This is a genomic window from Paenibacillus terrae (assembly GCF_005217525.1).
GTDB classification, from domain to species: Bacteria; Bacillota; Bacilli; order Paenibacillales; family Paenibacillaceae; genus Paenibacillus; species Paenibacillus terrae_C.
On record NZ_PNXQ01000012.1, the window covers coordinates 145,151 to 156,951 of the forward strand.

Consider the following 11,801-nt stretch of genomic DNA (forward strand, 5'->3'; position numbering starts at 1 on the left):
CAATATATAGATTAGAAGGTCAAGGAGATGAAAATCGTGAACAGAAACAGTCCATTATTTTTTATTGCACTAGGTATATTTGGCATTATAAATACGGAGCTTGGAGTCGTTGGTATTTTGCCAATGGTCATGGATAAGTATAACGTTACTGCACCACAAGCTGGAATATTGGTCAGTCTTTTTGCACTCACTATTGCCATTTTTGGGCCATGGGTAACTCTGCTATTTTCAAAATGGAATCGTAAATGGTTACTGATGAGCATCATGATTATTTTTTCCATCTCGAATGTGATATCAGCTTTTGCACCGAACTTTTATATACTTGTCGTATTCCGAATATTCCCCGCCTTTTTTCATCCAGTGTATTTCTCCATTGCCTTCGTACTAGCTGTTGCATTATCGAAGAAAGAAGAGGCTGCTAAAGCAAGTGCAAAGGTATTTCTTGGAGTTAGTGTGGGGATGGTATTGGGAGTTCCGCTTACTTCTTATATTGCTGATCAATTCTCTCTTGGCACTTCATTTCTGTTCTCTGCTGTTGTGAATATTATTGCGTGCGTTGGAATAGGGCTCATGGTTCCTTCCAGATTGGAGCAGAAGGAAGTAACTGTCAGGAACCAGCTTAAAATATTGAGAAAACCCACATTGTGGTTGAATATCGGTACGGCATGCTTCATATTTGCTGCAATGTTTTCTGTATATAGTTATTTTGCGGAGTATCTAGGAGAGAAAGCGCATATGAGTGGAGAATGGATTAGCACTATGCTTGTGCTTTTCGGGATTAGTGGTGTGGTTGGTAACTGGTACTCGGGAAAGATGTTAAATCATCATATGTTGAAAACGGTGTTGCTTTATCCTGTTGCTTTAGGGGTTTGTTATTTACTGCTTCAATACGTGGGTGTAACTCTTCTTCTCACAAGTGGGATTATTATTGTCTGGGGAGCTGTTCATACGAGTGGATTGATTGTAAGTCAAATTTGGCTTACATCGGAGGCTCCAGAAGCCCCGGAATTTGCGAATAGTCTGTATGTGTCTTTTTCAAATTTGGGTGTCACCATAGGGACAGCGATGGGAGGCTGGTTTATTTCTCAATTAGGAGCAGGGGATGTTGTTTGGAGTGGCCTACTTTTTGTTATATTGTCTCTTGTGTGTATTATCGTTAAATCTATGTTTTTTGGGATACATACGAAGTCAAAAAATATGTAACAAACTTTTACCGAAATCATTACAGGTTAATGATGATTTCAAGACCAGCTTTCTGAGTTGGTCTTTTTTTCTGTGAGAAATCTTCAAAGAAATGATTGACAAACTGTTCTAACTGTACTATTAATAATAGTACAGTTAGAACAGATAAGAGGATGCAGATGAACCTGATCAAGTCTTGAAAGGAGGAAGTCCATGTTCGAGCTGGATATCCGCAGCCGCAAGCCGATTTACGAACAGCTAACGGACAAGGTAAAGGAAATGATTGTATACGGATCGCTTCAGCCGGATGAGCAATTGCCTTCGGTACGGGTTTTATCCGCTCAGCTTACGGTAAACCCCAACACGATTCAGAAGGCGTATCGAGAGCTGGAACGCGAAGGATACATTTATTCCGTCCAAGGCAAGGGCAGCTTTGTCACCCCCGCCGAGCATCAGCCGCAGCAAATGAAGCGGGATGAGATTCGGGCGGCCCTATTGAAACAGATGATCGAAGCTGTCCATTTCGGTTTTACGCAGCAGGAAGTGGACGCCTTATACGTGGAAGCTACGCAATTGAAGGAAAGGGGGATGTCCCTTGATTGAATTAAGGGAAGTCACAAAGACATTTACAGAAGAAAAGGCTGTCGATCAGCTCGCCCTTACGGTGAAGAAAGGCTCTATTTTTGGACTTTTGGGCTCCAACGGAGCAGGTAAAACGACGCTGCTCAAAATCGTCGCCGGGATTTACAGACCGGATACTGGCAAGGTGCTAATCGGTGGACAGCCGGTGTATGAGCAGCCAGAAGTCAAGCAGCGCATTCTGTTTATGCCGGATACTCCTTATTTTTTCCCGCAAGCGACGATTCGCCAGATGGCCCGGTTTTACCGCTCCATTTATCCGAGCTGGAGTGAGGAACGCTACATACAGCTTACCAATATTTTCAAGCTCGACCCGAAGCGTAAACTTCACCGTTTTTCCAAGGGGATGAAACGGCAGGCCGCATTTTTGCTCGCCTTGAGCTGCATGCCTGAGCTGTTAATTATGGATGAGCCGATTGACGGACTGGACCCGGTGATGCGCAGAATGATCAAGAATTTGCTGTTCCAGGAAACCGCCGCACGGGAGATGACTGTCGTGATCTCATCCCATAATTTGCGTGAAATTGAAGACATGTGTGATCATGTCGGCATTATGCATCAGGGACGTATGTTGTTGGAAAAAGAAGTTGACGACCTCAAGTCCGATACGCATAAGGTGCAGGTTGCCTTTCGTGACAGCAAGCATGAGGAAGCCATCTGTGGACAACTTCCGGTTGTACATAAGGAACGCAGAGGGAGTGTTTTGCTGCTTATTATCCGGGGGGAACGAGAGCGGATTACAGAAACGATTCAGGCGTATGAGCCGCATGTGTTCGATTTGCTGCCGTTGACGCTGGAGGAAATTTTCATTTATGAAATGGAGGACGCAGGTTATGACATCCAACCGATTCTTCTGTAGCGGCGGCGTGATTCGCCAAAGCCTGAGACAGCATGGCTGGATCGGTCTATTGTACTTGGTGGGATTAGTGTTTACAGTGCCGCTGCCGTTATTTATGAGCATCGGAGACGAACGGGTACCCGAGGTTTTGAGCAGCTTGTTCGATAGTATAAAATCAGTAAATAATTTTCAAAATATGATTTTATTAGTTGTTCCAGTGCTGGCCGGTGTAATGCTGCTTCGTTTTATTCAACGGCAGGGTTCATCCAATTTATATCATAGCCTGCCACTGCGCAGGGAACACCTGTTAACGGCGCACTTGATTAGTGGTCTAATACTCTTACTCGTACCTGTGTGGTTGACTGCGGGGGTAACGGCTCTGGTGAATACAGCCGACCTGCCTTATATTTTTCATATCAATGATATTGGCTCATGGGCACTGGTCGTATCGGTTCTTACCATTTTTCTGTTCACCTTTACCGTATTTGTAGGTATTTGTGTCGGACAATCACTGCTTCAATCTGTTGTAGTATATGTTTTGCTTTTACTGCCCATTTTTCTGTCATCCATGATTAGTCGTTTTCTTGGCCGCCATCTGTATGGTTACTTTCAGGTTAATGGAACTATTATTCAATATAGTAATGACATAGAGTTGCGGAGTAGTAATAATATCTGGGAAAATTTATCGCCGGTTGTTCGCATTACAGATTTGCTAAGAAATCCATTTTCATATATTGAACTGCTGATTTATATGGGCGTTTCTCTGCTGTTCGTCGTCCTGAGCTATGTGTTATATCGCAAACGGCTGGTAGAGAAGGCAACGCAAGCAATGGCATTTACCTTCTTCCAGCCCTTATTTAAAGCAGGTGTGATGCTGTGCGCTATGCTTATAGTAGGGGAGTATTTTAATGGCGTAGGCGGACAAGGTAAAGACTGGTCTATCTTCGGCTATGTGCTTGGAGCTGTGTTGGGTTATATCGCTGTGGAGATGGTGATTCGCAAGACGTGGCAAATTGTACGTGTACGTGCTTTGCTGGAATTGGTCGCTTACAGCGCAGTGTTAGGTCTGGCAATGTACATGCCGACTTCCAGCTGGGTAGGCTACGAGGAGCGTATTCCAACCGCGCATTCAGTGAAGCAAGTCTATGTCGGGCCAAACCTGTATCTATATGGGGGGGGCACACGGAAAAATCTTTACTTTTCGCATGATAAAGCTTTTATCGCTTCTGTACTGAATCTACAACGTGAGCTTGTGCTTGCACATTCAGCCGGACAGATGTCTGGGTCCAAAAATGAACCCCAGCAAATGATATCCATTGCCTATCGCCTTGATGATGGTTCGATTATGACGCGAAGCTATACATTTCCTGAGCAGCCTTTCCAGGCAGCGCTGGCAAAGGTCATGGTGTCTGAGCCATACAAAACGGTAGCATACTCTTTAGATAAGCTGTATGGCAAAGCCGAGACGATCAGCATTAAATCAGGGGATGATGAGGAACGAAGGGTGGTTCTGACTGATCCGAGCGAAATTCGTGAATTTGAGGCTGTGCTGAAAGAAGAAATTTTGAATATGAGTTATAGCGAAATGCAGTCAGGCTCTTATGCGTTGGGGAATATTGATATTGTTAATAAACCTTCATCTATTTTAGCAGAAGAACCAGAGTGGAATCGCAATTTTTCCTTTAACTGGCGTACATCCTTCCACAAGCTGAATACTTGGCTGGAACGCAGAGGATATGCCGACAAGGTGATTATCACGTCGAAAGACATTTTATCTGTGAGGGCTGTTCCAATGGTTTCTCAAGAGAAGAAGCCCTATCAGCCTGGTAAGTATATTCAAGCAACGAATTTGTTCAAAATATTGCAGCAGAAGTATAAAGTCGCTGCAATTGAAGATCCGAAACTCTGGAATACTGTACTGGAAAAGCGGAATTCTTATAATTATACTCCAGAAGTGGAGAGAGGCACATATCTGATACAGATAAAAATCAAGTCTGTCAGTGGGTCCGGTTTTCGTATCGGCTATTATGTATTACATCCCAAAGACATGACACCTGAGCTTGCGAAGGCTCTACCCGCAGCTCCTTAAACGGCACAGAATGACAGGCAAGGGCTCCCCTGATTTGGGCAGACATAAAGGCTTAGAGAGATAGAGCGTAGAATATAAAGAGAGTAGTGTCCGATAAATAATGTCAGCCCAGTTCAGGAAGGAGCAGCACGATATGAAATATACAGAAGATCGTGAGTTTATACAGTTGTTGGAGCACCATAAGCAGTCCTTTGCCGGGTGGGATTTCTCATTCATCTCGGATACAGGACGCGTAGCGAGCGAGCCCTTGGACTGGTCTTATACCAGCAAGGCCATGACGCTCATCCATTCTTCCACGGCGATGCTGGATATGGGAACAGGCGGAGGCGAACTTTTGTCACGGCTACGTCCTTTTCCAGAGATTGTATGTGCGACAGAAGCGTATGCACCAAATATTCCTGTTGCCAGGGAGCGATTGGAGCCGCTGGGCGTACGCGTTATGGCTATAGATGACGACAATTCACTTCCGTTTGACGATGCCGGGTTCGATCTTGTGCTGAATAAGCACGAGTCATTTTCGCCAGCGGAAGTGCGCCGAATTTTGCGTCCAGGCGGAACGTTCTTGACTCAACAGGTAGGGGGCCTGGATTGTGCGGGCATTAACGAACGCTTGGGAGCGCCTGAGTACGAGTATGCGGATTGGACCCTTTCTCAAGCGCTTGCAGGTCTGGAAAGCAACGGCTTCGAAATCGTGGAGCAGCGGGAACAGTTTCCGATACAGCGGTTTTACGATATCGGAGCGCTTGTCTACTACTTAAAGGCGATTGAATGGCAGATTGCTGACTTTCAGCCAGAGCGATATATAGAACCGCTGTATCGTCTACATCTGGACATTCAACGTGAAGGCTATTGGGATGTGAAGCAGCACCGTTTTTTGATCCAGGCAAGAGCAATATAAAATTATTAGGTTCAATATCCAGAAGGTCTTCCTCCAAGGAAGGCCTTTTTAGGCATACTCCTTTATGGTAAATTTTACAGTCCGTGGCCGCGTGCTTTTTTTCATGATAAATTTCTATTTGTGTTGTGAAAAACAGTGAAGCGACGTGATCGGATAAGGACATTTTTACCATCTTCTCGTATACTAATCTTTACCATAATTGTACAATGAAAAAAAGCAGTGGCTTAGAGGCTCAATTCATTTGAAAAGTATAGGGGGATGTACATGTCTGATCCAAAGGGAGTTATAACCGAGTCGGAAACAGGCCCCTCCATGCGGCTAGTATGGTTTTGGCCGTGGCTGGGCGGTACATTTATGTTTGGATTGTTTTCAGTCATGTTTAATGTATTGTGGAGTATGGCTGTGGCATCTAATGTACAGCTTTTGCTGAGACGCGAAGGTGTGACGGATACGGCGGTCATTGTGATGATGGTATTATATGCCTGGATCGTCGGTCTGATTTTTGCAGCTTACGGTGTCTGGAGTGCGCGTATTTCCAGTTTGCGTAAGCTTCCGCTCATGCTGACCGGACTGTTATCCTTATTAAGTGGCCTGAGTTTATGGATTGTGGGGTTACAAGGCTCTGGCGGCCAACCAGCCGAAGTGTGGGGCAATTCGTGGCAACTGTTTTCAATCTATCACGCGTGGGCGGAGCCTGTGCTGGAGGTATTGGAGCCGTATACACAGCATGGTGAAATCTGGTTTCTGCTGACTGCACTGCTGCCGATAGCCGGAATGGTAGTGGGTGTTGGGGTGGACCGTTATCCGACGGTGACAGGAAAGAGCGGAAAGGTAGATCGCAGATGGCAATGGGTCGTGGCCGCTATGTCTGCGGCACTCGTTATTGTGCTGACCATTGCACTGATGCTGCCTCATCGTCCGTTGATCGCAGAACGGGATTTTCCAGTGGTTGATGGGGCTACAGCAGCGATTCCGTTCGCACAGGATATGCTACATGAACTGACCGGAATGAGCAAGGCGCGCGCGGCGTACGAATTGAGATTCAACACAACGCATCAGGCGTATGTAAATCTGATTGACAAGAAGGCAGATCTCATTCTGGTCGCTGGACCATCCGACGCGGAGCTGCAACTTGCGAAAAGCCAGGGAGTGAACATGAAGCTTACTCCCATAGGGCGGGATGCGTTTATTTTCCTCGTTCACGATGACAATCCTGTTCATACGCTGTCTTCAAAGCAGATTCGTCGTATTTATGAAGGCTCCATTCATAATTGGAGTGAAGTGGGAGGCAAGGATCAGCCGATTGTAGCCTATCAGCGGGAAGAAAATTCGGGAAGTCAGACCTATATGCAAAAGAAAGTGATGGCTGACCATGAGATGGCCGAGCCGCCCCGGGAGCGCACGATTGGCATCATGGGTGGTATGATTAACGCAGTTGCCGATTATAACAAGGATCACAATGCGCTCGGGTATTCGTTTTATTATTTTGCCAATGTGATGCATAAGCGGCAAGAAGTTAAATTTTTGTCTATTGACGGAGTTGCGCCGAATAAGGAAAATATTCGTTCGCAGCAGTATCCGTTCACCGCTCAATTGTTCGTGGTCACACGGCAAGGAGAGAGATCCAGCCCTTCGGTTCAACGGCTGCTCCAGTGGCTGCAAAGCGAAGATGGCAAACGGATCATTGAAAAAGGCGGCTTTGTTCCTGTATATCCGTAGACGTGGTTTTCCATAGCGTCGATTTTGGATTTCCATCCGTGAAGAGTGAAACGAAGACAGCAGGGTAATACATAGGATATACCTTGCTGCCGTTACATACCCGCGCAGCATTGTACTAACACATTAAGGGGATGAACGATTAATGAAGAAAAAATTATCGGTATGGGCGCTTTTGCTCGCCGTATCCATCATGACAGCGGGTTGTGGAGGAGGTGCAACACAAGCAGGACAGACCGGACAGAAAGAACAGAACGGGCCAACCGTTCAGGATGGGCAAAAGGGATCTGGTTCCGCTCAATCGGGTGCTTCGGGATCAACGGTGAATACACCGGGACAGCAGACCGCTGCTGACGGGAAAAATGGTACAACTGGCGGTACAGGCACGGCATCAGGCGCAGGTGGACAAGCATCCACGAATGCGAATGCGGCGAAGGTTCGCATGGACGATGTTACCGCACTGCGTCTGATCGACGGCAAATCCGGCTGGATCGGCGGGAAGGGCTGGATTGCCCGGACAGACGCAGATACATCCGGATCAGTCGGAGCGACATGGGCTGTACAATATCAGGGGCAAGGTACAGTACAGCAAATTTTTGCCTTGAATGGGCAGGAGGCATGGGCCGTCATGGCAGACAGCGGTATGCTGCTGATGACTCAGGATGGAGGCAAACGCTGGGAAAGTACCGGGACGGTGCCGAAGCAAGGACAAGCGGGCTTTTTACACTTTGTATCGTCCAAGGTAGGATTCAGCGGAAACCAATATACGAAGGACGGCGGTCAAACCTGGTCCGCGCTTCCCGTACCTGATCACACCGTTGGACAACCATACTATCATGATCAGCAAAACGGTTGGGCGGTAACGCAAAGCACAGAGGGGTCGTTTCGTTTCTTACACACAACGAATGGCGGTCAGAAGTGGACTACCGTTCTGTCACGGAAAACCGAAGCCCCTCTGAACGGTGTGACCATTCGTTCGGTAGAACGCGGAAACGCATGGATTGAGCTGGTCGGAGATACAGGCATGAATCAGACCTCATATTCGCTCTGGCGTACCGCCGATAGCGGCCGAAGCTGGCGTGCGGTGCTGGCCAATGCCACCGCTGGCGCGGGTCCGGCTCCCGGCATTAGCCAGCAAGCCAATCAGATCCCCAAGAATGAAGGCACGGCACCAGGTATGCTTTATGCCGTAAACAGCAGTACCGTGTTGATGGGCGGCTACTGCGCACCGTGTGATAAGCCTAATACCATCGGCTGGACGAATGACGGAGGCAAGACGTGGAACAATGGCAAGCAAAGCTTTGACGGCTATGGTGGCCAGCAAATCGGAATGGCGAATGCCAAGGAAGGCTGGGCTATTTTCTCGGATTCAGAGAAGGCCCCGGTTATGTATGTCACCTCGGATGGCGGACAGCATTGGGCGCAGAGCCATGTCTTTGACAAGCCTATGGCATCAGGTTCCTGAGCAGATAAGTTCTGAGTATAAAGTAAAGGGGGGAGAACACATGAGCCAAGCGAGGAAAAGTGCAATCACATGGGCTGATGGCCGTGAGGTGCCACTGATCGGACAGGGCACATGGCATATGGGTGAAAAAGCTTCGTTTCGGCAAGATGAGGTGCGCGCGCTTCAACTTGGCCTGAATCTGGGCATGACCTTGGTCGATACGGCTGAAATGTATGCTGAGGGCGGTGCAGAAGAGATCGTCGGGGAGGCCATTCGGGGCCGGCGGGACGAGGTATATCTTGTCAGCAAGGCTTACCCTCATCATGCTGACCGCCAAGGGCTGGCTCAAGCGTGCGAGGCGAGCCTGACCCGTATGGGAACAGAGTACATGGACATGTATCTGCTGCATTGGCGGGGAAATATCCCACTGGAAGAGACAGTACAAGGAATGAAAATGCTGCGTGAGCAGGGGAAAATTATCAATTGGGGCGTGTCCAATCTGGACGAGTCCGATATGGAGGAGCTATGGAGCCTGACCGGAGGTGATGCCTGTGCGGTCAATCAAGTGCTGTACCATGCGGCTTCGCGGGGAATTGAATATGATCTGCTTCCCTGGAGCCGCACACATGGCGTGCCCGTGATGGCGTATTGCCCGATTGCACAAGGCGGACGTCTGCGGCGGGGACTGCTGGAGCATCCCGTGATGACGGACATCGCTGCCAGCCACGGGGTCACGCCATCCCAAATTGCGCTCGCATGGGTTATACGGGACGGCGATATCTGGGCCATCCCGAAAGCGGTGCAGGAATCGCATGTACGGGAAAATGCAGCGGCAGCGAATATCCGGCTCACTCCTGAACAACGGCAACAGATAGATGAAGCTTTTCCGCCGCCTACGCGCAAGCAGCCGCTGGATATGGTTTGAGAGAGGGGCGTGCCATGACAGAAAGAGAAGCGGGAACAGGAAGCGAGACAGAACTCCATGAGGTAGATGATCATCTGGATTACGGATTATCTGTCGTATTCATAGGCTTCAACCCCAGCTTGAAGTCAGGCGAAGTGGGGCATCATTATGCGAACCCGCGCAACCGTTTTTGGCGCATACTGGAGGGAGCGGGATTGACCCCTCGCTTGTATGATCCATCGGAGGATGGTGAGCTGCTCAAGCTTGGCTACGGCTTTACGAATATTGTTTCCCGACCCACGAGGGGAGTGGAGGACATTACGCGCGAGGAATACGCCGAGGGACGTCTGAAACTGTATGCCAAGCTAAAGAAATACCGTCCCAAGGTTGCCTGCTTTGTCGGCAAAGGTGTATATACCGAATACAGTAAAAAATCCAAAGCAGATTGGGGATTCCAGCCCCAGCCGCTGATCCCCGAGATGCATGAATTTGTAGCCCCTTCGTCCAGCGGACTGGTTCGCATGTCGCTGGAAGAGATCACAGCTATTTACCGCCGTCTCCAGACGTTTCTGACAGCAGAAATCTTCTGATATCGAGCATAGAATGGTGGATATAGCTAATAGCTAAACGACAAAGAGCCACACAGTTCATGCCCCGAGGGGAAGAACGTGTGGTTCTTTGAGCTATCGGCGAGTCTATTTTAAGGCTTTTGCTTGCCACGCCTGATCTACCGGAACATAAGGATAACCCAGATCACGGGCTACTGCCTCGTAGGTGATATGACCGTTCAGGACATTCGTGCCGCTAAGCAGCGGCCTGCTTCTGCGAAGGGCCTCCTGCACCCCCTGATCTGCAAGCTGGAGGGCGAAGGGAAGCGTCGCATTCGTTAGAGCAAGGGTCGAGGTTTGCGGCACTGCGCCCGGCATGTTTGCTACGGCATAGTGAATGACGCCATGCTTCACATAGGTCGGCTGATCGTGTGTCGTGATGTGGTCAATCGTCTCGACAATGCCTCCCTGATCGATGGCAACATCCACGATCACAGAGCCGGGCTGCATCGTCTGCACCATGGCCTCGGTTACAAGACGTGGGGCTTTGGCCCCGGTGATCAGGACAGCACCGATCAGCAAATCACTCTGGGCTACGGCTTCGGCAATGTTGGACGGTGTGGACACCAGCGTATGGAGCTGATTGCCGAAGATATCGTCCAGTTGGCGCAGCCGATGCAGGCTCAGGTCGATCAGCGTCACGTCCGCGCCGAGGCCGATGGCGACCTTGGCAGCATTCGTGCCGACGACCCCGCCGCCAATAATGGTCACTTTGCCGCGCTTGACTCCCGGCACGCCTGCCAGCAGGATGCCTTTGCCGCCCTTCGGTTTTTCCAGCAGCTGTGCCCCGATTTGCACAGCCATTCGACCTGCGACCTCGCTCATGGGGGTCAGCAGCGGAAGGCTTCCCCCGACATCCAATGTTTCATAGGAGATAGCAGTTACGCCATTGTCCGTCAGCGCCCGGGCCAGTGCCGGCTCCGCAGCCAGATGAAGATAAGTGAACAAAATCAGCCCTTGTCGGAAATATCCGTATTCTGAGGACAGCGGCTCCTTCACCTTGATAATCAGATCTGCCTGAGACCACACCTCCGCTGCGTGCTGTACAATCGTTGCACCCGCCTTGGCATAATCTCCATCTGTAAAGCCACTTTCAACCCCTGCATGACTTTCCACCAACACGTGGTGTCCGTGCTGGATCATCTGAGCTGCACCGGCAGGTGTCAAGGAGACACGATTTTCATTGTTTTTAATCTCTTTCGGAATTCCAATGTTCACTTTATTCACTCCTAAAAATAATTGTTATCCATCGGCAAATAATTATTCTTTAGGGCAGCTACGCTGCTGTGTTTCTATATATCTATATTTCACTGTTTCACTGTTTCAATATTGCTCCGCTGTTGTTGCTGTTTCTGTTGTTGCTATGCTGCTTACACCAAACGAATTCAAAAATGATATTATCATTTTTGTGCAGCGCTGCCAATTAGTTAAATGGACTCAAGCCTACAAATGCAATACATGTTAGATTAGGTACAGTTTACAA

At 48.8% G+C, this 11,801-nt stretch carries 10 protein-coding genes; 9 read left to right on the forward strand and 1 reads right to left on the reverse strand.

Annotated features, from left to right (window positions below):
- The first annotated feature begins 36 nt into the window (after positions 1-36).
- The 9 genes from C1I60_RS10705 (at position 37) to C1I60_RS10745 (ending at position 10,300) form a co-directional block, all read left to right on the forward strand.
- A complete protein-coding gene (locus C1I60_RS10705; protein ID WP_434784390.1) occupies positions 37-1,203 on the forward strand; it encodes an MFS transporter in 1,167 nt (388 codons plus the stop codon).
- Positions 1,204-1,395: 192 nt separating this feature from the next.
- A complete protein-coding gene (locus C1I60_RS10710) occupies positions 1,396-1,785 on the forward strand; it encodes a GntR family transcriptional regulator (protein WP_137061706.1) in 390 nt (129 codons plus the stop codon).
- Positions 1,778-2,680 (forward strand): ABC transporter ATP-binding protein, encoded by a 903-nt coding sequence (locus tag C1I60_RS10715; RefSeq protein ID WP_137061707.1) that lies wholly within the window; start codon positions 1,778-1,780, stop codon positions 2,678-2,680. Before C1I60_RS10710 ends, C1I60_RS10715 begins: the two co-directional genes overlap by 8 nt.
- Positions 2,655-4,748, forward strand: coding sequence for an ABC transporter permease subunit (locus C1I60_RS10720; protein WP_137061708.1), 2,094 nt, complete (start codon positions 2,655-2,657; stop codon positions 4,746-4,748). Before C1I60_RS10715 ends, C1I60_RS10720 begins: the two co-directional genes overlap by 26 nt.
- Before the next feature lie 133 nt (positions 4,749-4,881).
- Positions 4,882-5,646 carry a class I SAM-dependent methyltransferase gene (locus C1I60_RS10725; protein WP_137061709.1) on the forward strand — a complete coding sequence of 255 codons (765 nt, stop codon included), beginning with the start codon at positions 4,882-4,884 and terminating at the stop codon, positions 5,644-5,646.
- Between the two features lie 264 nt (positions 5,647-5,910).
- Complete coding sequence (locus C1I60_RS10730) at positions 5,911-7,365, forward strand: PstS family phosphate ABC transporter substrate-binding protein (protein WP_137061710.1); 1,455 nt, start codon at positions 5,911-5,913, stop codon at positions 7,363-7,365.
- A gap of 142 nt (positions 7,366-7,507) precedes the next feature.
- Entirely contained in the window at positions 7,508-8,827 is a 1,320-nt protein-coding gene (locus C1I60_RS10735; protein WP_137061711.1) for a beta propeller repeat protein, read from the forward strand.
- Between the two features lie 40 nt (positions 8,828-8,867).
- On the forward strand, positions 8,868-9,731 hold the full coding sequence (locus tag C1I60_RS10740) for an aldo/keto reductase (RefSeq protein WP_137061712.1): 864 nt from the start codon (positions 8,868-8,870) through the stop codon (positions 9,729-9,731).
- A gap of 14 nt (positions 9,732-9,745) precedes the next feature.
- A complete protein-coding gene (locus C1I60_RS10745) occupies positions 9,746-10,300 on the forward strand; it encodes a mismatch-specific DNA-glycosylase (protein ID WP_137061713.1) in 555 nt (184 codons plus the stop codon).
- A 105-nt stretch (positions 10,301-10,405) separates the two neighbouring features.
- Here C1I60_RS10745 and ald read toward each other — a convergent pair whose 3' ends face one another.
- Entirely contained in the window at positions 10,406-11,536 is a 1,131-nt protein-coding gene (gene ald, locus C1I60_RS10750) for an alanine dehydrogenase (protein ID WP_137061714.1), read from the reverse strand.
- Positions 11,537-11,801 lie beyond the last annotated feature (265 nt).

Coding starts and splice junctions, on each gene's coding strand:
- C1I60_RS10735 (WP_137061711.1), top strand. CDS start 7,508: ATGAAGAAAAAATTATCGGTATGGGCGCTTTTGCTCGCCGTATCCATC.
- C1I60_RS10745 (WP_137061713.1), top strand. CDS start 9,746: ATGACAGAAAGAGAAGCGGGAACAGGAAGCGAGACAGAACTCCATGAG.
- C1I60_RS10740 (WP_137061712.1), top strand. CDS start 8,868: ATGAGCCAAGCGAGGAAAAGTGCAATCACATGGGCTGATGGCCGTGAG.
- C1I60_RS10730 (WP_137061710.1), top strand. CDS start 5,911: ATGTCTGATCCAAAGGGAGTTATAACCGAGTCGGAAACAGGCCCCTCC.
- C1I60_RS10710 (WP_137061706.1), top strand. CDS start 1,396: ATGTTCGAGCTGGATATCCGCAGCCGCAAGCCGATTTACGAACAGCTA.
- C1I60_RS10725 (WP_137061709.1), top strand. CDS start 4,882: ATGAAATATACAGAAGATCGTGAGTTTATACAGTTGTTGGAGCACCAT.
- C1I60_RS10720 (WP_137061708.1), top strand. CDS start 2,655: ATGACATCCAACCGATTCTTCTGTAGCGGCGGCGTGATTCGCCAAAGC.